Genomic DNA, 19,248 nt, shown 5'->3' with positions numbered 1-19,248 from the left:
AGGCGCGCCGGAGGCGCGGACGCATCGACGCTGCGGTTTGCCCCCACCCCGACCCCCTCCCCCGCAGGCGGGGGAGGGAGCATGGGCCGTCCCGACGGCGGATCAGAACTCGACGTTGAGCTTCACCCACGCCGTGCGACCCGGCTCGTGGATCCGGGTGGGATCGGCGGGATAGCCGAAGGCGCTGTTGCCGGCGAGGTTGAGGTGCTCGGCGTAGTCGCGGTCGAACAGGTTGTCGATGCCGGCCGCCAGGCGCACCCGGTCGCTGAAGCGATAGGCGCCGTTGAGCGAGAACACGCTGAATCCGCTGCTCGGCCCGAGGTCGCGGCCGACCACGTTGCCCAGCGAGGGGCTGACCCGGTCCTGCGCGGCCACCGCGCGCAGCAGCGCCCCGGCCGACCATGTGCCGTTGTCGTAGCCCGCGTTCAGTCGCGCCTCCAACGGCGGCATCTGCGGCAGGGCCTGGCCGCTGTCCGACAGCTCACCCCGGGAATAGGCCAGCGTGCCGCCGAGCTTCCAGTGCTCCATCGCGCGCCACTCGATGCCCGCCTCGCCGCCACGGATGTCGGCGTCGGCGTTGCGCGCGCGCGTGCTCGCCCCCATCGCGCCGGTCATGTAGTCGAACGCGATGTAGTCCTGCATGCGCCCGGCATAGGCCGAAACCCAGGCATCGACGCGCTTGCCTGCGTAGCGCATGCCGACATCGAGCTGGGTGGTGCGCTCGGGTTGCAGGCCGGCGAAGGCGTTGACTGCACCATCGGGACCGCGGTTGGGGGAGAACAGCTCCCAGTAGTCGGGCATGCGCTGGGTGTGGCCGACGCCGGCGTACCAGCGCAGCGGCTTGCCGTCGATGTCCTGTTCGAAACGCACGAAGGCCGAGGGCAGCGTCTCTGCGCGCGTTTGCCCCGCGGTCGGGTTGGGCATCGGCATCATGCCGCTCGTGACCGCGCGCCGGTCCTCGGCTTCGGCACGATCAACGCGCGCGCCGGCGATCAGGTGGTTGCGCCCGTCCAGGTGCCAGTGCAGTTCGGCGAAGGCGCCAGTCTGGCGGAAGCGTGCGTCCACCGTCCACGGCTGCGCCAGGTACTGGTCGCGTCCCATCGCGCTGCGGCGCGCATGGCGGCTGCCGCGTGCGTCCATGCCCGCGGTGAGCTCCCAGTGTTCGCCACCGAAGCCGAACGCGGCGCGCCCACCGCTTGTGCGGTGTGCAACGTTGCTCGCCATCGGCATGGGCATCGAGCTGTCGGGGTCGGGATCGCGCAGCGTGTAGTTGTCCATCACGTGGTCGACATCGTTGTAATAGACGTTGGCCGTGACCTCGCGCAACGTGCCTTCCATGTTCTTCTTCTCGAAGCGCAGGCCGTAGCTGGTGCGGTCGAACTGCGAACCGTCCATGCCGCGCCCGGCGTAGCGCGCCTGTCCGTCGCCGGTGCCGACGCTGGCCTCCAGCACGGTGTCGGGATCCGGTGTCCAGCCGATGGCCGCGTCCGCATTCCACTTGTCCCAGGCCGAGGGCACGCGCCGGCCCGCGCCATCGGCGTAGTCATCGGACTCCGAGCGGTTGGCGGTGAGCCGCGCATACATCTGCGGATTGCCGGCCAGGGCGTTGACCACCTGGTCGTTGCGGCCGTGGCTGCCGAACATCGCGCTGCCGTCCAGGCGCAGGCCGGCCTCGTCGAAATAGGGGATTTCGCGCTCGAAGCGCACCGTGCCCGCCGACGCGCCGCCGCCCCACAGCACCGTCTGCGGACCCTTGACGATGGTCAGCCGGTCATAGGTTTCCGGCGAGACGTAGGACATCGCGTTGTCCATGCGCGAAGGGCATGCACCCATCAGCGCGCCGTCGCCGGCCAGCAGGTTCAGGCGCGAACCGAACTGCCCGCGCAGCACCGGATCGCCGTTGGTGCCACCGCTGCGCAGCGTGGCGAACCCCGGCACGGTCTTGAGGTAGTCGGCGCCATCGCTGGCCGGCACCGGCTGGCGCGGCACGCGCGGATCGGTCACCCATGTCAGCGAGGCCACCGGGGCCACGCCCACGACCACCAGCGCGTCGAGGTTGACCACGCGTTCGTCGACAGGCGCCGCCGCATCGTTCGCCGCCCACGCGCCGCCTGCGGCGAGCTGTGCAAGTACCGCCGCCACGCCCAGGTACAACAGCTTGCTTCTCATCTCGGATCCTCCGTTCATGGCGCCATTGCAGCGCCAATCCGTACCCGCGGGAATGGACAAAATGTCCGGATCCCGGAGCGTCTTGACCTGCGTCAGGCCCTGCGTGCGCAGTGCGCGCAGGCTGATGCAGGTCAAGGCACGGAACCGCGCGTGCGCGCATGCTGGCGCAGCGGTCGGCATTGCCGGTTGCGGCCCGGCGGCGCGATACCGCCCGTATCCCTAGGAGACCACCATGCAATTCGACGTACAGCTGGACACCGGCCGCATCGACCTGGCCGCACTCGAGCAGCAGCTTCAGTCGCAGGATCCGGCAGCCATCGCCGACTTCGACGTGCTCAGCCGCAAGCTGCGCATCTCCACGGCGCTGGAAGAAGGCGACATCGCCGCAGGCCTGGCGCGCGCAGGCATCGCCGTGCCGGAAAGCGCGATCGAGCGGCAGCCGTCGACCTGTTGCGGTGGCTGCGGCGGCTAGCGGCAGGGTGCTTCGCGGTTCGCTGTAACGGGCTGCTGGGCGTTCAGCAGCCCGGTCGGGGAGATTTCTCCCTGCGGTCGAAATGACAGTCGCCGGCTGTCATGGACGGCTGGCTCGCCCTGCTTGGGAGCGAAAACCGCCGGCTGCCACTGCATCGCAGTCGGGCCGCCTACTCCACCGTCACCGACTTGGCCAGGTTGCGCGGCTTGTCCACGTCCGTGCCGCGCGCCAGCGCGGTGTGGTACGCCAGCAGCTGCACCGGGATGGTGTGCACGATCGGGCTGAGCACGCCGACGTGGCGCGGGGTGCGGATCACGTGCACGCCTTCGGACTCGCTGAAGTTGCTGTCGGCATCGGTGAACACGAACAGCTCGCCGCCGCGCGCGCGCACTTCCTGCATGTTCGACTTCACCTTTTCCAGCAGGCCGTCATTCGGCGCGATCACCACCACCGGCATGGCCGCGTCCACCAGCGCCAGCGGGCCGTGCTTGAGTTCGCCCGCCGGATAGGCCTCGGCGTGGATGTAGGAGATTTCCTTGAGCTTGAGCGCGCCTTCCAGCGCGATCGGGTAGTGCACGCCGCGGCCGAGGAACAGCGCGTGGTTCCTGGGCGCGAAACGTTCGGCCCACAAGGCGATCTGCGGTTCGAGGTTGAGCGCGTGCTGGATGCTGCCGGGCAGGTGGCGCAGCGCCTCGACGTACTCGGCTTCCTGGTCTGCCTCCAGCCGCCCATTCAACTTGGCCAGCGTCGCGGCAAGCGCGAACAGGCCCACCAGCTGGGTGGTGAAGGCCTTGGTCGATGCCACGCCGATCTCGGCGCCGGCGCGGGTGTAGAACACCAGCCGGCTGGCGCGCGGGATCGCGCTCTCGGGCACGTTGCAGATCGACAGCGTGCGCTCGTGGCCCAGTGATTTGGCGTACTTGAGCGCCTCCATCGTGTCGAGTGTTTCGCCCGACTGGGAGATGGTGACGATCAGGTACGCGGGATTGGCCACCGCCTTGCGGTAGCGGTATTCGCTGGCGATCTCGACGCTGCAGGGCAGGCCGCTGATCGCCTCGATCCAGTAGCGCGCCACCGAGCCGGCGTAGAAGCTGGTGCCGCAGGCGAGGATCTGCACGCCCTCGACCCCGCGCAGCACGTCCTGCGCATCCTTGCCGAACAGCTCGGGCTCGAAGCCGTTGGCATCGATGATTGCCTCGAGCGTGTCGCCGATGGCACGCGGCTGCTCGTGGATCTCCTTCTGCATGAAGTGGCGGTACGGGCCCAGCTCCAGCGAGGCCAACGAGACATCCGACAGGTGCACGTCGCGCTCGACCTGGGCGTCCTGCGCATCGAACACGCGCACCGCATCGCGGGTGATCTCGGCGGTGTCGCCTTCCTCAAGGAAGATGACTCGGCGCGTGGCCTGCAGGATCGCCGAGACGTCCGACGCCACGAAGTTCTCGCCCTCGCCCAGGCCCACCAGCAGCGGGCAGCCCATGCGCGCGACCACCATGCGCTCGGGCTCCTTGCGGCTGACCACGGCCAGCGCATAGGCGCCATGCAGCTCCTTGACCGCACGCTGCAGTGCGCCGAGCAGGTCGTCGCCGGCCTTGATGTAGTGGTGGATCAGGTGCGCGATGACCTCGGTATCGGTCTGCGATTCGAAGGTGTAGCCCAGCTGCTGCAGGCGTTCGCGCTGCTGCTCGTGGTTCTCGATGATGCCGTTGTGCACCAGCGCCACGCCGTGGCTGATGTGCGGATGGGCGTTGGATTCGGTGACCCCGCCGTGGGTGGCCCAGCGTGTGTGGCCGATGCCGAGCATGGCCTGCACATCCTCGTCCTGCGCGGCCGCCTCCATCTCCACGACCCGACCGGTCCGGCGCACGCGACGCACCTCTCCCTCGGAGACCAGGGCGATGCCGGCGGAGTCGTAGCCGCGGTATTCCAGACGCTTGAGCCCTTCGATCAGGACCGGTACCACATCGCGATCCGCGATCGCGCCAACGATGCCGCACATGTATCCGTTTCTCCTCGCGTGTGTCCGGCAAGTGTACGGGAAAGCAGCGTCCGGCCGGACACGCGCGGTGTCCGGCCGGACGCTTTCCATGCCTGCATTCCGTTTTCAAATCAGACAGTTGGATGTTGGCACGCAGATTGCGTGCAACCACGGAAGACCTCTCCGCATCCAGATCCAGACATGGACACGCAAGCCCGCATCCGCGACACCTCCGCACAGGATCAGGCATTGGCCGGGCCCACTGGCCTGGGTCGGCTGCCCCGTCGCTGGCTGCTGGCCGGCGGCGGCGCGCTCGCGGTCGCGGCGCTGGTGGCGTGGGTGGCCAGCGGCTGGGCTTCGGGTGCCTCGTCCTACGACGCTTCGCGGATTCGCATCGCCGAGGTGACGCGCGGCGATCTGGTGCGCGACCTGTCGGCGGACGGGCGCGTGATCACCGCCAACAGCCCCACCCTCTACGCGATCGCCGGTGGCACCGTGTCGCTCAAGGTCGTGGCCGGCGACGTGGTCAAGGCCGGCCAGGAGCTTGCCGTCATCGACAGCCCGGAACTGCGCAGCCGCCTGGTGCAGGAGGAATCGACCCTGGCCAGCCTGGAAGGCGAAGCCAACCGCGCCGTGCTCGACGCGCAGCTGACCCGCTCGGAGGCGCAGAAGCTGCTCGACCAGGCCCAGATCGACCACACCGCCGCGCAGCGCGACGTCGAGCGCTACCAGCGCGCCTTCGAGGGCGGCGCGGTATCGAAGAACGAGTACGACCGCGCGCTCGACGGGCTGAAGAAGGCCGAGCTCGGCCTGGCCGCCTCGCACCGGGATTTCTCGCTGCAGGGCCAGGGCGCCGGCATCGACGCACGCAACAAGCGCCTGCTGGCCGACCGCCAGCAGGCGGTGGTGGCCGAACTGCAGCGCCAGGTCGACGCGCTGACCCTGCGCGCGCCATTCGACGGCCAGGTCGGCCAGGTGCAGGTTGCGCAGGGCACCAACGTGGCGATCAACGCGCCGGTGCTGGGCGTGATCGACCTGAGCGTGTTCGAGGTCGAGATCCGGGTGCCGGAGAGCTTCGCCCGCGACCTCGCCATCGGCGTGCCGGCGCAGGTCACCAGTACAGGCAATCGTTACGCAGCGCTGGTCTCGGCGGTCTCGCCGGAAGTGGTCAGCGGCGAGGTCACCGCGCGCCTGCGCTTCGACGATGGCCAGCAGCCGCCCAACCTGCGCCAGAACCAGCGCCTGTCCGCACGCATCGTGCTGGACACGCGCGAGAACGTGCTGATGGTGGAGCGTGGACCGTTCCTGGAGCAGGATGGCGGCCGCGCCGCCTGGGTGGTCGACGGCAGCAGCGCCGTGCGCCGCCCGATCCAGGCCGGCACCAGCAGCCTCAATGCAGTGGAAATCGTGTCGGGCCTGCGGGAGGGCGAGCGCATCGTCGTCTCCGGCACCGACCAGTTCGCCAACGCGGACCGCGTCCGCATCTCGGGACAATGACATGGACACCTTCGCCTACTTCCCTTCCCGCCTGCACTGGACCGCGCAGCAGTTGGCCGACGCCGTGCCGCTGCGCCTGCATGAGCTGTACGCCTTCGACGCAGCGCGCGATACCGCGAGCTGCACCGCCGCCAACGGCGAACGCCGTCGCAGGCCGGCAGCGCACGCCTACGCGGCACGCTCGGCGCTTCCCGCCCGTTTTGGCATCCGCTGAGCGCACCCGTTTTCCATCCCGCCCCGGCGCGCCCGACTCTCTCTCCGGGCGCAACGCGGCGGGATGACCTTCTCCATCCTCCCAGCCGCGCTTCGAAGGAACCCGTCATGCTCGACATGCGCCAGGTCACCAAGGTCTACCGCACCGAACTCGTCGAAACCCATGCCCTGCGTTCGCTCGACCTGCATGTGGGCGACGGCGAGTTCGTCGCCGTCACCGGGCCGTCGGGGTCGGGCAAGACCACCTTCCTCAACATCGCCGGCCTGCTGGAAACCTTCACCGGCGGCGAGTACCACCTCGATGGCGTCGACGTGAAAGGGCTCAACGACAACCAGCGCTCGCGCCTGCGCAACGAAAAGATCGGCTTCATCTTCCAGAGCTTCAACCTGATCCCCGACCTGAACCTGTTCGACAATTGCGAGGTGCCGCTGCGCTACCGCGGCATGCCCGGCAACGAGCGCCGGCTGCGCATCGAGGAGGCGCTGTCGCAGGTCGGGCTGGGCTCGCGCATGAAGCACTACCCGGCCGAACTGTCCGGCGGACAGCAGCAGCGCGCCGCGATCGCGCGCGCCCTGGCCGGTTCGCCGCGGCTGCTGCTGGCCGACGAACCCACCGGCAACCTGGACTCGCAGATGGCGCGCAGCGTGCTGGAGCTGCTGGAGGACATCAACTCGCGCGGCACGACCATCGTGATGGTGACCCACGACCCGGAGCTGGCGGCGCGCGCGCAGCGCAACGTGCACATCGTCGACGGCATGGCGACCGACCTGTCGATCGAACCGGGGCTGGCCCGCGCCGCGAACGCGGCCCGCGGCGAAATCCAGACGGCGTAAGCCTCCTCCAGCAAACACAGCACGACCGACGCCCGCCTCCGGAGGCTCCCATGTTCAGCTACTACTTCACCCTCGCGCTGCGCAGCTTTCGCCGCAATCGCGTGCTCACCGCGCTGATGGTGCTGGCGATCGCGCTGGGCATCGGCGCGTGCATGACCACGCTGACCGTGTTCCGCGTGCTGTCGGGAGATCCCATTCCCGGCAAGAGCGGCCAGCTGCATTACGTGCAGCTCGATCCGGAGGGCATGCAGGGCTACACCCCCGGCGGCGAGCCCAACGAGCAGGTCACCCGTACCGACGCGGAAACCCTGCTGCGCGAGAAGCGCGGAGACCGCCAGGCGATGATGACCGGCGGCGGCGTGTCGGTGACGCCCGACCGCGCCGACCTGACCCCCTTCCTCTCCGATGCGCGCTACGCCAGCACCGACTTCTTCCCCATGTTCCAGGTCCCGTTCCTGCACGGCAACGGCTGGTCGCAGGCCGATGACGAGTCGCGTGCGCGGGTGGTGGTGATCTCGAGCGACCTCAACGAACGCGTGTTCGGCAGCGCCAACAGCGTCGGCAAGCACCTGCGCCTGGACCAGACCGATTTCACCGTGATCGGCGTGATCGACGACTGGCGCCCCACCCCGCGCTTCTACGACCTGAACAGCGATCGCTACGGTGAACTGGAGGATGTGTTCCTGCCGTTCTCGACCTCGCGCGACCTGGAGATGGGCCGCAACGGCAACATGAACTGCTGGGGCGATTCGCGTGGCGACAGCACCGCGCTCAACGTGCCCTGCGCCTGGATCCAGTACTGGGTGGAGCTGGGGTCGGACGACAAGCGCAAGGCCTACCACGACTACCTGACCAGCTACTCCGAGCAACAGCGCACGGCGGGTCGCTACGAGCGTCCGACCAACGTGCGCCTGCGCAGCGTGATGGAGTGGCTGGACTTCAACCGTGTGGTGCCCAACGACGTGGTGTTGCAGCTGTGGCTGGGCTTCGGCTTCCTGCTGGTGTGCCTGCTCAATACTGTCGGGCTGCTGCTGGCCAAGTTCCTGCGCCGCAGCAGCGAGATCGGCGTGCGCCGCGCGCTGGGTGCATCGCGCGCGGAAATCTTCAAACAGTGCCTGGTCGAGGCGGGCACCATCGGCCTGGCCGGCGGGGTCCTGGGCCTGGGGTTGGCGCTGCTCGGACTGTGGGCCGTGCGCCAGCAGCCGGACAGTTACGCGGAGCTCGCGCACCTGGACCTGGGCATGCTCCTGACCACGTTCCTTCTCGCCATCGTCGCCAGCCTGTTCGCCGGGGTCCTGCCCGCCTGGCGCGCGATGCAGATCACCCCCGCGCTGCAGCTCAAGTCGCAGTAGCCTGCCGCCTTCCCGGAGACAGCCATGGAAATCCGTCCCATCCTCTCCACGCTGATGCGGCACAAGACCGCCGCGACCCTGATCGTGCTGGAGATCGCGCTCACCTGCGCGATCATCTGCAACGCCCTTTTCATGATCGGCGAGCGCATTACCTTCGTGAACGAACCCAGTGGACTGGCCGAGGACGAACTGGTGCGCGTGCAGATCACCGGCATCGGCAACGACGACAACGCGGCCGCGCAGACCCGCACCGACCTGGCCGCGCTGCGCGGCATGCCCGGCGTCACCGCCGCCACCGTGCTCAACCAGGTGCCTTTCACGAACTCGTCCTGGAACAGCGGCGTGCGACTGAGTCCGGACCAGGCGCAGGCCAACCTCGCCGCCACGGTGTACATGGCCGACGATCAGTTCCTGGACACGCTGGGCCTGCGCCTGGTGGCCGGACGCTGGTTCCAGCCCGACGAGTACCTGGAGTTCGAAGCCGTGGACCGTGCCGAGGGGCCGGTAAGCATTCCCGGCGCAGTCATCACCCGTACGATGGCCGAGCGGCTGTTCCCGGGCGAGGACGCGGTCGGCAAGACGATCTACAGCTGGGGCGACGAGCCGATCCGCATCGTCGGCCTGGTCGAACACCTGGTGCGGCCCAGCCTGCAGGGCGGCCCCGAGGCCCGCGAGTACAGCATGGTCTTTCCGATCCGGCCGACCTACGCGGTCGGTGGCAACTACGTGATCCGCACCTCGCCCGAACGGCGCGACGAGATCCTGGACGCCGCCGTCAAGACCCTGCGCGCCAGCGGCCCCCAGCGCATCGTGCTGGAGGAGAACACCAAGACCATGCAGGCCTTGCGCGAGGAGTTCTACCAGGCGCCCAAGGCGATGGCCTGGCTGCTGGGGATCGTCTGCCTGGGGCTGCTGTTCATCACCTCGCTGGGCATCGTGGGCCTGGCCAGTTTTTGGGTGCAACAGCGGACCAAGCAGATCGGCGTGCGCCGCGCGCTGGGCGCGACCAGGGGGCAGATCCTGCGCTATTTCCAGACCGAGAATTTCCTGCTCGCGACCATCGGCATCGTGCTGGGCATGGTCGCCGCCTACGGCATCAACCAGCTGCTGATGAGCCAATACGAGCTGGCGCGCCTGCCGCTGTACTACCTGCCGCTGGGCGCGCTCGCGCTGTGGCTGCTGGGCCAGGTGTCGGTGCTGGGGCCGGCGCGCCGCGCAGCCGCGGTGCCGCCGGCCATCGCCACCAGAAGCGTGTGAGCAGGCCGTCCCGACTGTCGACCCCGCAATGTGGAAATCCACCGCAGGCCTGCGGAGTCCGTCATCCCCGCAAAAGCGGGGATGACGGGAGAACCGGTTACGCTTTGCTGACGATACGAACTCCCGACGCCCTGCCCCATGCCCACCGTCCTGGTCATTGACGACAACCCGTCCGTCGGCACCGCACTGGAGCTGCTGTTCTCGCTGCACGAGATCGACGTGCTGCGCGCCGAAACCCCGGACGCTGGCCTGGCGCTGTTGCAGCGTGGCGGCATCGACCTGGTGATCCAGGACATGAACTTCCACGCCGACACCACCTCCGGCGACGAGGGCGTGGCGCTGTTCCGTCAGATCCGCGCGCAGCATCCGGACATGCCGGTGATCCTGCTCACCGCGTGGACGCGGCTGGAGTCGGCGGTGGACCTGGTCAAGGCCGGCGCCGCCGACTACATCGGCAAGCCCTGGGACGACCACAAGCTGATCGCCAGCGTGAACAACCTGCTGGAGCTGGCCGAGACGCGTCGCGAGCTGTTCCAGCGCAATGCCGACGAACGCCGCCGGCGCAGCGCGCTGGAGCACGAGCACGACCTGCGCGGCCTGGTCTACGCCGACAGCAGCAGCGAAGCCACGCTGCGGCTGGCGCTGCAGGTGGCGCGCTCCGAGCTGCCGGTGCTGGTCACCGGCCCCAACGGCAGCGGCAAGGAGAAGATCGCGGAGATCATCCACTACAACTCCAGGGCGCGGCCCGGCCCCTTCATCGCAGTGAACTGCGGCGCACTGCCGCATGATCTGATCGAAGCCGAACTGTTTGGCGCCGAAGCCGGTGCCTACACCGGCGCGGGCAACAAGGCGCGCGCGGGCAAGTTCGAAGCGGCCGATGGCGGCACGCTGTTTCTCGACGAGATCGGCACGCTGCCGCCGGCCGGCCAGGTCAAGCTGCTGCGCGTGCTGGAGACCGGGCGCTTCCAGCGCCTGGGCGGGCACCAGGAACGCCAGGTCAAGGTGCGCGTGGTCAGCGCGACCAATGCCGACCTGCCCGCGCTGATCGCGCAGGGCCAGTTCCGCGAAGACCTCTACTACCGGCTCAACGGCATTGAAGTGCGGCTGGCTGCGCTGGCACGGCGGCCGCGCGACATCCTGCCGCTGGCCCGGCATTTCCTGCCGGACGGCAAACAGTTCGCCGAGCGCGCCGAGCGCGCCCTGCTGCAGCACGCCTGGCCGGGCAATGTGCGCGAGCTGCGCAATGCGGTCCAGCGCGCGGCGCTGCTGTCGGGCGAGCGGATCGAGGCCGAGGCGCTGGGTCTGGCCCCGTCGGCCATCAACCCGGTGCACGGCGACGAGCCGGACCGGGCCAGCATCGAGGCGGCGCTGGCGCGCAGTCGCGGTGTGCTGGCGCAGGCGGCAGCCGAGCTGGGGCTGTCGCGCCAGGCGCTGTACCGGCGCCTGGACCGCTACGGCATCCCACGCGGCTGAGCCGCGACCGGACATGCGCCGCCTTCGCGCCCTGCCCCTGTCGCTGAAGCTGCTGGCGCTGATCCTGGCGTCGATCACCGCCGTTGCCGCGTCCACCGCCTGGCTGGGCCAGTGGCTACCGCCCTGGGCTGCGGCCACGATCGCAGCCGCGCTCATCGGCGGCATCACCGCGCTCATCGTCTGGCGCACCTTCGCCCCGATCCGCGCCCTGCTGCGCGCGCTCACTGGCACTGTGGCCGCCTACCGCGACGGCGATTTCAGCTTCGGCATCCACTGGGACCGGCATGCCGACCTGATCGAGCTGGTGCGTTCGCACAACGAGCTTGGCGACGTCCTGCGCGAGCAGCGCCATGCGCTGGTGCAGCGCGAACTGCTGCTCGACACGATGGTGCAGAACACGCCCGTGGCGATGCTGCTGCTGGATCCGGCGCGACGCGTCGTGCTGGGCAACCTCGCCGCCCGGCGGTTGCTGGGCGACGGGCGCAAGCTCGAGGGCCATTCGCTCGACGCGCTGCTCGAACAGGCCCCGGCTGCGGTGGGCGAAGCCTTTGCCCGCGGCGGCGATGGCATGTTCACCGTGGGCGACGAGGACCAGGAGGACATCTACCACCTGGCGCGGCGCATGTTCCGCCTCAACGGGCGTCGCCACGAGCTGATCCTGCTGCGCCAGATGACGGCCGAGCTGCGACGCCAGGAAGTGCAGACCTGGAAGAAGGTGATCCGGGTGATCAGCCACGAACTCAACAATTCGCTGGCGCCGATCGCCTCGCTGGCGCATTCGGGCGCCGAGCTGCTGCGTCGCGGCCAGTACGAAAAGCTGCCGATCGCGCTCGCCACGATCGAGGAACGCGCGCGCCATCTCGAAGACTTCCTGCGCGACTATGCGCGCTTCGCCAAGCTGCCGGCGCCGCGCGGCGAACCGGTGCAGCTGGCCCGCTTCGTGGAGAAGCTTCGCACCCAGATCGGGTTCGCGATCGAGGGGGCGATCCCGGAAGAGATCCTGCGCTTCGATCCGGCGCAGATGGAACAGGCGCTGCTCAACCTGCTCAAGAACGCGCATGAATCGGGCACCGGGCACGACGATGTCGCGCTGGCGGTGCGCCGCACTGCCGAGGGCTGGCGCATCGACGTGCTCGACCGCGGCAGCGGCATGAACGAGGCGGTGCTGGCCAACGCCCTGCTGCCGTTCTACTCGACCAAGCGCAGCGGCACCGGCCTGGGCCTGGCACTGGCGCGCGAGATCGCCGAGGCCCACGGCGGCCGCATCGCCCTGCTCAACCGCGACGGCGGAGGACTGTGCGTGTCGATGGTATTGCCGGGCCAAACGCAACCCTGAGCAGCTTGCGGGAAGAACGCGTCCCCACGCGCGACGCACTGGAGCCGCAACGGACCCCAATCATCGGGCGGCGACCCTGTTCGCGGCTGAAGCCGTCCCGCACAAACGACGCAGTCGCATGAAGTGCGCCCTGCATCACGCGCGGCGCCGCTAAGACTTCTTCACCGGCCGCACCCAACCCTCGATCGTCACCTGCCTCGCCCGCGCCACCGTGAGCTTGCCGGGCGCGGCGTCCATGCCGATCACGGAGCCCGCGCCGATGGTCGCGCCTTCGCCGATCGTCACCGGCGCGACCAGCGATGCGTTGGAACCGATGAATGCCCCATCGCCGATGGTCGTGGTCGACTTGTTCGCGCCGTCGTAGTTGCAGGTGATCGTGCCCGCGCCGATGTTCACCTTCGCACCGACCACCGCGTCGCCGAGATAGGCCAGGTGGTTGGCCTTGCTGCCCACGCCCAGCTGCGTGTTCTTGGTCTCGACGAAGTTGCCCACATGCACGCCATCGGCGAGCACGGTGCCCGGGCGCAGGCGCGCGAACGGACCGATGGTGACCGCGCCTTCCGCACGCGCGCCCTCCAGGTCGCAGTGCGCGCGCACCTCGGAGCCGGCACCGAGCACCACGTCCTTGAGCCGCGCAAACGGGCCGATGCGCACGCCGTCGCCCAGCTCCACGCGGCCCTCGAACACCACGTCCACGTCGATCACCACGTCGCGGCCGACGATCACCTCGCCGCGGATGTCGATGCGCGCCGGATCAGCCACCCGCGCGCCCTGCAGGCACAGCGCACGCACGGCGCGCAGCTGGAAGGCGCGCTCGAGCTGCGCCAGCTGCCAGGGATCATTCGCCCCCTCGGTCTCGCGCGGATCGGCGACGATCACCAGCTCGGCCGCGGTGAAGTCCGCCGCGGCCATGCCAGCCACGTCGGTGAGGTAGTACTCGCCCTGCGCATTGTCGTTGGACAGGCGCCCCAGCCACTCCTTGAGCGCAGTGGCGTCGGCGGCGATCACGCCAGTGTTGACCAAGCCGATCGTGCGCTGTTCGTCGCTGGCGTCCTTTTCCTCGACCACGGCGGCCACGTGGCCCTGCGCATCGCGCACGATGCGGCCGTATCCGGTCGGATCCTCGAGTTCGGTGGCCAACAGCGCCAGGCGGCCCTTGGCGGACAGCAGCCGGCGCAGCGTATCGTTGGTGAACAGCGGCGCATCGCCATACATCACCAGCACGCGCGCATCGTCGGGCACTTCGGGCATCGCCTGCTGCACGGCGTGGCCCGTGCCAAGCTGCTGCGCCTGCTCGGCCCAGAGCAGGTCGGAGTGTTCGGCGAACGCGGCCTGCACCTGGTCGCCGCCGTGGCCATGGACCACGTGGATGCCTGCGGGCTGGAGCGCGCGCGCGGTCGCGATCACGTGGCCGAGCATCGGCCGGCCCGCGATCTGCTGCAGCACCTTGGGCAGGGACGACTTCATGCGCTTGCCCTCGCCGGCAGCGAGGATGACGACGTGAAGGGGGCTGGTCATGGGACTTCCATCAGATCCGGACCGGGAATTCTAAGGCGGTTGGCGCCGGCGCGGAGAACGAGCCGTGGCCTGCGGGAACGTGACCCCTCCGCGGATGTCGGCTGCCACGCGGGCCGCAGGATGTCCTCTCGACCGTGGAGCCGCTACGCTTGGCGACGATGACCGCCCCCACGACATCGCCGCAACCGGAGCCCGGAGCGTGAGCCTGCGCCGCCAGGGCAGCCACTACCTCGTGATCGGCGGCCTGCAGTGGCTGCTCGACTGGGGCGTGACGGTGTGGCTGTCGCACATGGGCATGCTGATCGAACCGGCCAACATCACCGGCCGCATCAGCGGCGCCATGCTCGGCTTCTGGCTCAACGGCAAGTTCACCTTTGCCGGCGACGGCAGCACGCTGGGCCGCGTGCAGCTCCAGCGCTTCGCCGTGATGTGGCTGTGCACCACCGCGGCCAGCACCCTGGCCGTTGGCATGATCGACGACATGCTCGGCCTCAAGTGGGCGTGGCTGGCCAAGCCCGTGGTGGAAGTCGTCCTGGGGCTGGTCGGCTTCGTGATCTCGCGGCACTGGATCTATCGGCGCTGACGCAGCGGCGGCCGCTTGGCCGTCGTCGCCACGCGTTGCACCCGTAAAAACGCCGGCGCGAGGCCGGCATTCCAGTCATGCGTGGCGTACGCCGACGTCAGTGCTTGAGGTTCTTGCGCAGGCGCTCGAGCGCCGAGAGCTGGGCCATCACCTCGGCCAGCTTCTGCTGCGCCTCGGCCACTTCCATCGCCTCGCCGCGACCGGCGAGCACGCGCTCGGCCTCTTCCTTGGCCGCGCGCACCTTGGCCTCGTTGATCTCGTCGGCGCGGATCGCGGTGTCGGCCAGGATCGTCACCACCTGCGGCTGCACCTCGAGGATGCCGCCACCGATGGCGAAGTCCAGCTGGGTGCCGTCGGCCTGGGTCACCACGACCTTGCCGGGCTTGAGCCGCGTGATCAGCGGCGCATGGCGCGGCGCGATGCCGAGCTCTCCCATCTCGCCGGTGGCGACCACGAGCGTGGCCTCACCCTGGAAGATCTCTGCCTCGGCGCTGACGATGTCACAACGGATGGTGCTCATGGTTTCGCTCGCTTTAACCCGGGAGTCTCAGAGGATTTCCGCTTACGCGGAGATCTTCTTCGCCTTCTCGACCGCCTCGTCGATGGTGCCGACCATGTAGAAAGCCTGCTCCGGCAGATGGTCGAACTCGCCGTCGACGATGCCCTTGAAGCCGCGGATCGTTTCCTTCAGCGAGACGTACTTGCCCGGCGAACCGGTGAACACCTCGGCCACGTGGAACGGCTGCGAGAAGAAGCGCTCGATCTTGCGCGCGCGCGACACGGCCTGCTTGTCCTCTTCCGACAGCTCGTCCATGCCCAGAATCGCGATGATGTCCTTGAGCTCCTTGTACTTCTGCAGCGTCGACTGCACCCGGCGCGCGGTGTCGTAGTGCTCGTGGCCGATCACGTTCGGGTCGAGCTGGCGCGAGGTCGAGTCGAGCGGATCGACCGCCGGGTAGATACCCAGCGAAGCGATGTTTCGCGACAGCACGACGGTGGCGTCGAGATGGGCGAAGGTGGTCGCCGGCGACGGGTCGGTCAGGTCGTCCGCGGGCACGTACACGGCCTGGATCGAGGTGATCGAGCCGGCCTTGGTCGAGGTGATGCGCTCCTGCAGCACGCCCATTTCCTCGGCCAGGGTGGGCTGGTAGCCCACCGCCGACGGCATGCGGCCCAGCAGCGCCGACACTTCGGTACCGGCCAGCGTGTAGCGGTAGATGTTGTCGATGAACAGCAGCACGTCGCGGCCGTCGTCGCGGAAGTACTCGGCCATGGTCAGGCCGGTCAGCGCGACGCGCAGGCGGTTGCCCGGCGGCTCGTTCATCTGGCCGTAGACCATCGCCACCTTCGACTTCTCGGGCTCTTCGACGTTGACGACGCCCGACTCCTGCATCTCGTGGTAGAAGTCGTTGCCTTCGCGGGTCCGCTCGCCCACGCCGGCGAACACCGACAGGCCCGAATGCTCGGTCGCGATGTTGTTGATCAGTTCCATCATGTTGACCGTCTTGCCCACGCCGGCGCCGCCGAACAGGCCGACCTTGCCGCCCTTGGCGAACGGACACATCAGGTCGATGACCTTGATGCCGGTTTCCAGCAGCTCGGTGGTCGAGGACTGGTCCTCGTAGGACGGCGCGGCGCGGTGGATTTCCCACGTCGTGTCGGCCTTGACCGGGCCGGCCTCGTCGATCGGGCGGCCCAGCACGTCCATGATCCGGCCCAGCGTGCCCAGGCCTACCGGCACCGAGATCGCGCGGCCGGTGTTCTCGGCCACCAGGTTGCGCTTGAGGCCGTCGGTGGAGCCGAGCGCGATCGTGCGCACGACGCCGTCGCCGAGCTGCTGCTGCACCTCGAGCGTGATCTCGGTGTTCTGCACCTTCAGCGCGTCGTATATCTTCGGCACTTCGCCGCGCGGGAACTCCACGTCGACGACGGCGCCGATGATCTGAACGATCTTGCCCTGACTCATGTTCGTTTCCTCTGAACTCTCGAATGCTTTTTGTAGGAGCGGCTTCAGCCGCGAATCGGTGCCGTCGCGGTTAACGGATCACACCGCGGCCGCACCGCCGACGATCTCGGAAATTTCCTGGGTGATCGCCGCCTGCCGGGCCTTGTTGTAGACCAGGTTCAGCGTGTCGATCATCTTGGTGGCGTTGTCGCTGGCCGACTTCATCGCGACCATGCGCGCCGCGTGCTCGGACGCCACGTTCTCCATCACCGCCTGATACACCAGCGATTCGACGTAGCGCGACAGCACGTGGCTCAGCACGCCCTCGGCGTCGGGTTCGTAGATGTAGTCCCAGTCGTGCTTGGCAACCGAAGCTTCCGCCGCCGGCAGCGGCACCAGCTGATCGAACGCCGCGCGCTGGGTCATGGTGTTGACGAAGTCGTTGTAGGCCAGGAACACCTTGTCGACCTTGCCCGCGTCATACGCTTCCAGCATGACCTGGACCACGCCAACCAGCTGCTCGAGCTCGGGCTGGTCGCCCAGGTGCGCGACGCTGGCCAGCATGTTCACCTTCAGCCGGCGGAAGAACACCGCCGCCTTCTGGCCGATGGTCACCACGTCGACCTCGACGCCCTTGTCCTGCCACTGCCGGATCTCGACCAGCAGCTTGCGGAACAGGTTGTTGTTCAGGCCGCCGGCCAGGCCGCGATCGGACGAGACGATGACGTAGCCCACGCGCCTGACCTGACCGCGCTCGATCAGATAGGGATGCTGGAACTCGGTGTTCGCCTGCGCGAGGTGGCCGATGATCTGCTTCATCGCCCGCGCATACGGACGCGAGGCGCGCATGCGTTCCTGCGCCTTGCGGATCTTCGAGGCCGAGACCATCTCCAGCGCGCGCGTCACCTTGCGGGTGTTCTGCACGCTCTTGATCTTGGTCTTGATTTCCCTGCCGCCTGCCATCTCATCTTCCCGGTAGGGCGGGCCATTGCCCGCCTTTCGCCACGTTTGGGTTCACGCCACCGCGGGCCAGCGGCCCGCCTGCAGCATCGGTCTTACCAGCTGCCGGTCTTCTTGAATTCCTCGACGCCGCCCTTGTAGGCCGCTTCGATTTCGTCGTTCCAGTTGCCGCTGGCATCGACCTGCCCGACCAGCTCGCCCTGGGTGTTGGCGAAGTGCGCGTGCAGCGCCTCTTCGAACGCCAGGATCTTGCCGACCGGCACATCGTCCATGTAGCCCTTGTCGACCGCGTAGATCGACAGCGCCTGGTAGGCGATCGACATCGGCTGGTACTGCTTCTGCTTCATCAGCTCGGTGACGCGCTGGCCGCGCTCGAGCTGCTTGCGGGTCGCATCGTCCAGGTCCGAGGCGAACTGGGCGAATGCCGCCAGCTCGCGGTACTGCGCCAGCGCGATACGGATGCCGCCGGAGAGCTTCTTGATGATCTTGGTCTGCGCCGCGCCACCCACGCGCGACACCGAGATGCCGGCGTTCACGGCCGGGCGGATGCCGGCGTTGAACAGGTCGGTCTCGAGGAAGATCTGGCCGTCGGTGATCGAGATCACGTTGGTGGGCACGAACGCGGACACGTCGCCGGCCTGGGTCTCGATGATCGGCAGCGCGGTCAGCGAGCCGGTCTTGCCCTTGACCTCGCCATTGGTGAACTTCTCGACGTAGTCGACCGACACGCGCGCGGCGCGCTCGAGCAGGCGGCTGTGCAGGTAGAACACGTCGCCGGGATAGGCTTCGCGGCCCGGCGGGCGCTTGAGCAGCAGCGAGATCTGGCGGTAGGCGACGGCCTGCTTGGACAGGTCGTCATAGACGATCAGCGCGTCCTGGCCGCGGTCCATGAAGTACTCGCCCATGGTGCAGCCCGAGTACGCCGAGACGTACTGCATCGCGGCCGATTCGGACGCGGTCGCGGCGACCACGATGGTATGCGCCAGCGCGCCGTTCTCTTCGAGCTTGCGCACGATGTTGGCCACGGTCGAGGCCTTCTGGCCGATCGCGACATACACGCACTTGATGCCGGTGGACTTCTGGTTGATCACCGCGTCGATGGCCATCGCGGTCTTGCCGGTCTGGCGGTCGCCGATGATCAACTCGCGCTGGCCACGGCCGATCGGGATCATCGCGTCGACCGACTTGTAGCCCGTCTGCACCGGCTGGTCGACCGACTTGCGCCAGATCACGCCCGGCGCCACGCGCTCGACCGGTGCGGTCAGCTGGGCGTCGATCGGGCCCTTGCCGTCGATCGGCTCGCCCAGCGCGTTGACCACGCGGCCGAGCAGCTCCGGCCCGATCGGCACCGACAGGATCTGGCCGGTGGTCTTGGCCACGTCGCCTTCGCGCAGGTGCTCGTAGTCGCCCAGCACCACCGCGCCGACCGAATCGCGCTCCAGGTTCAGCGCCAGCGCGTAGGTGGGCGTGCCACCCTCGGCGGCGGGCAGCTCGATCATCTCGCCCTGCATCGCATCGGCCAGGCCGTAGATGCGCACGATGCCGTCGGCCACGGACGTCACCGTGCCTTCGTTGCGCGCTTCCGCGGACAGCTTGACGTTCTCGATGCGGCTCTTGATGAGCTCGCTGATTTCGGACGGGTTGAGCGTGGTGGTTGCCAT

General features: G+C 68.5%; 16 protein-coding genes. 9 read left to right on the top strand and 7 right to left on the bottom strand.

What is annotated here, in order from left to right:
* Positions 1-102: 102 nt before the first annotated feature.
* Positions 103-2,169 carry a TonB-dependent copper receptor gene (locus tag ACW5EG_RS01405; protein WP_457020655.1) on the bottom strand — a complete coding sequence of 689 codons (2,067 nt, stop codon included), beginning with the start codon at positions 2,167-2,169 and terminating at the stop codon, positions 103-105.
* Between the two features lie 232 nt (positions 2,170-2,401).
* On the opposite strand from ACW5EG_RS01405, the gene ACW5EG_RS01400 reads away from it, so the two are divergent.
* Positions 2,402-2,641, top strand: a complete 240-nt coding sequence (locus tag ACW5EG_RS01400; protein ID WP_457016864.1) for a hypothetical protein — start codon at positions 2,402-2,404, stop codon at positions 2,639-2,641.
* 169 nt (positions 2,642-2,810) lie between these two features.
* Here the strand turns inward: ACW5EG_RS01400 and glmS are convergent, their stop codons facing one another.
* The gene (gene glmS, locus ACW5EG_RS01395) at positions 2,811-4,640 is read right to left on the bottom strand and encodes a glutamine--fructose-6-phosphate transaminase (isomerizing) (RefSeq protein WP_457020654.1); all 1,830 of its coding nucleotides are present in this window, start codon (positions 4,638-4,640) and stop codon (positions 2,811-2,813) included.
* 180 nt (positions 4,641-4,820) lie between these two features.
* Between glmS and ACW5EG_RS01390 the strand changes: the two genes are divergently transcribed.
* The 7 genes from ACW5EG_RS01390 to ACW5EG_RS01360 all read left to right on the top strand — a co-directional run bounded on the left by ACW5EG_RS01390 (position 4,821) and on the right by ACW5EG_RS01360 (position 12,581).
* Positions 4,821-6,116, top strand: coding sequence for an efflux RND transporter periplasmic adaptor subunit (locus ACW5EG_RS01390; protein ID WP_457020653.1), 1,296 nt, complete (start codon positions 4,821-4,823; stop codon positions 6,114-6,116).
* Position 6,117: 1 nt separating this feature from the next.
* Positions 6,118-6,330, top strand: coding sequence for a hypothetical protein (locus tag ACW5EG_RS01385; RefSeq protein ID WP_457016858.1), 213 nt, complete (start codon positions 6,118-6,120; stop codon positions 6,328-6,330).
* A gap of 107 nt (positions 6,331-6,437) precedes the next feature.
* Positions 6,438-7,163 (top strand): ABC transporter ATP-binding protein, encoded by a 726-nt coding sequence (locus ACW5EG_RS01380; RefSeq protein WP_457016856.1) that lies wholly within the window; start codon positions 6,438-6,440, stop codon positions 7,161-7,163.
* Between the two features lie 50 nt (positions 7,164-7,213).
* The gene (locus ACW5EG_RS01375; protein ID WP_457016854.1) at positions 7,214-8,515 is read left to right on the top strand and encodes an ABC transporter permease; all 1,302 of its coding nucleotides are present in this window, start codon (positions 7,214-7,216) and stop codon (positions 8,513-8,515) included.
* Between the two features lie 24 nt (positions 8,516-8,539).
* Entirely contained in the window at positions 8,540-9,772 is a 1,233-nt protein-coding gene (locus ACW5EG_RS01370) for an ABC transporter permease (RefSeq protein ID WP_457020652.1), read from the top strand.
* A 138-nt stretch (positions 9,773-9,910) separates the two neighbouring features.
* Positions 9,911-11,245: a sigma-54-dependent transcriptional regulator gene (locus tag ACW5EG_RS01365; protein ID WP_457020651.1), complete on the top strand. Its 1,335-nt coding sequence runs from the start codon at positions 9,911-9,913 to the stop codon at positions 11,243-11,245.
* A 13-nt stretch (positions 11,246-11,258) separates the two neighbouring features.
* Entirely contained in the window at positions 11,259-12,581 is a 1,323-nt protein-coding gene (locus tag ACW5EG_RS01360; protein WP_457020650.1) for a sensor histidine kinase, read from the top strand.
* Between the two features lie 150 nt (positions 12,582-12,731).
* On the opposite strand, the gene glmU is transcribed toward ACW5EG_RS01360, so the two are convergent.
* The gene (gene glmU, locus ACW5EG_RS01355) at positions 12,732-14,099 is read right to left on the bottom strand and encodes a bifunctional UDP-N-acetylglucosamine diphosphorylase/glucosamine-1-phosphate N-acetyltransferase GlmU (RefSeq protein WP_457016848.1); all 1,368 of its coding nucleotides are present in this window, start codon (positions 14,097-14,099) and stop codon (positions 12,732-12,734) included.
* A 199-nt stretch (positions 14,100-14,298) separates the two neighbouring features.
* Between glmU and ACW5EG_RS01350 the strand changes: the two genes are divergently transcribed.
* Positions 14,299-14,682, top strand: a complete 384-nt coding sequence (locus ACW5EG_RS01350; RefSeq protein WP_457016846.1) for a GtrA family protein — start codon at positions 14,299-14,301, stop codon at positions 14,680-14,682.
* Positions 14,683-14,779: 97 nt separating this feature from the next.
* On the opposite strand, the gene ACW5EG_RS01345 is transcribed toward ACW5EG_RS01350, so the two are convergent.
* The 4 genes from ACW5EG_RS01345 to atpA form a co-directional block, all read right to left on the bottom strand.
* Positions 14,780-15,202 (bottom strand): F0F1 ATP synthase subunit epsilon, encoded by a 423-nt coding sequence (locus ACW5EG_RS01345; protein WP_457016844.1) that lies wholly within the window; start codon positions 15,200-15,202, stop codon positions 14,780-14,782.
* A 42-nt stretch (positions 15,203-15,244) separates the two neighbouring features.
* Complete coding sequence (atpD, locus tag ACW5EG_RS01340; protein ID WP_457016843.1) at positions 15,245-16,648, bottom strand: F0F1 ATP synthase subunit beta; 1,404 nt, start codon at positions 16,646-16,648, stop codon at positions 15,245-15,247.
* A gap of 78 nt (positions 16,649-16,726) precedes the next feature.
* Positions 16,727-17,590 carry a F0F1 ATP synthase subunit gamma gene (gene atpG, locus ACW5EG_RS01335; protein ID WP_457016841.1) on the bottom strand — a complete coding sequence of 288 codons (864 nt, stop codon included), beginning with the start codon at positions 17,588-17,590 and terminating at the stop codon, positions 16,727-16,729.
* 92 nt (positions 17,591-17,682) lie between these two features.
* Positions 17,683-19,248 (bottom strand): F0F1 ATP synthase subunit alpha, encoded by a 1,566-nt coding sequence (gene atpA / locus ACW5EG_RS01330; protein WP_457020649.1) that lies wholly within the window; start codon positions 19,246-19,248, stop codon positions 17,683-17,685.

It is taken from the genome of Luteimonas sp. A611, from assembly GCF_054072715.1.
Note: the sequence above shows the minus strand (reverse complement) of the source record. Positions and strands in the feature narration are given on the sequence as shown.

What these genes read in the sequence shown, in the direction of transcription:
- ACW5EG_RS01405 (WP_457020655.1), bottom strand. Translation starts at nt 2,169, where the DNA reads ATGAGAAGCAAGCTGTTGTACCTGGGCGTGGCGGCGGTACTTGCACAG.
- ACW5EG_RS01400 (WP_457016864.1), top strand. Translation starts at nt 2,402, where the DNA reads ATGCAATTCGACGTACAGCTGGACACCGGCCGCATCGACCTGGCCGCA.
- glmS (WP_457020654.1), bottom strand. Translation starts at nt 4,640, where the DNA reads ATGTGCGGCATCGTTGGCGCGATCGCGGATCGCGATGTGGTACCGGTC.
- ACW5EG_RS01390 (WP_457020653.1), top strand. Translation starts at nt 4,821, where the DNA reads ATGGACACGCAAGCCCGCATCCGCGACACCTCCGCACAGGATCAGGCA.
- ACW5EG_RS01385 (WP_457016858.1), top strand. Translation starts at nt 6,118, where the DNA reads ATGGACACCTTCGCCTACTTCCCTTCCCGCCTGCACTGGACCGCGCAG.
- ACW5EG_RS01380 (WP_457016856.1), top strand. Translation starts at nt 6,438, where the DNA reads ATGCTCGACATGCGCCAGGTCACCAAGGTCTACCGCACCGAACTCGTC.
- ACW5EG_RS01375 (WP_457016854.1), top strand. Translation starts at nt 7,214, where the DNA reads ATGTTCAGCTACTACTTCACCCTCGCGCTGCGCAGCTTTCGCCGCAAT.
- ACW5EG_RS01370 (WP_457020652.1), top strand. Translation starts at nt 8,540, where the DNA reads ATGGAAATCCGTCCCATCCTCTCCACGCTGATGCGGCACAAGACCGCC.
- ACW5EG_RS01365 (WP_457020651.1), top strand. Translation starts at nt 9,911, where the DNA reads ATGCCCACCGTCCTGGTCATTGACGACAACCCGTCCGTCGGCACCGCA.
- ACW5EG_RS01360 (WP_457020650.1), top strand. Translation starts at nt 11,259, where the DNA reads ATGCGCCGCCTTCGCGCCCTGCCCCTGTCGCTGAAGCTGCTGGCGCTG.
- glmU (WP_457016848.1), bottom strand. Translation starts at nt 14,099, where the DNA reads ATGACCAGCCCCCTTCACGTCGTCATCCTCGCTGCCGGCGAGGGCAAG.
- ACW5EG_RS01345 (WP_457016844.1), bottom strand. Translation starts at nt 15,202, where the DNA reads ATGAGCACCATCCGTTGTGACATCGTCAGCGCCGAGGCAGAGATCTTC.
- atpD (WP_457016843.1), bottom strand. Translation starts at nt 16,648, where the DNA reads ATGAGTCAGGGCAAGATCGTTCAGATCATCGGCGCCGTCGTCGACGTG.
- atpG (WP_457016841.1), bottom strand. Translation starts at nt 17,590, where the DNA reads ATGGCAGGCGGCAGGGAAATCAAGACCAAGATCAAGAGCGTGCAGAAC.
- atpA (WP_457020649.1), bottom strand. Translation starts at nt 19,248, where the DNA reads ATGGCAACCACCACGCTCAACCCGTCCGAAATCAGCGAGCTCATCAAG.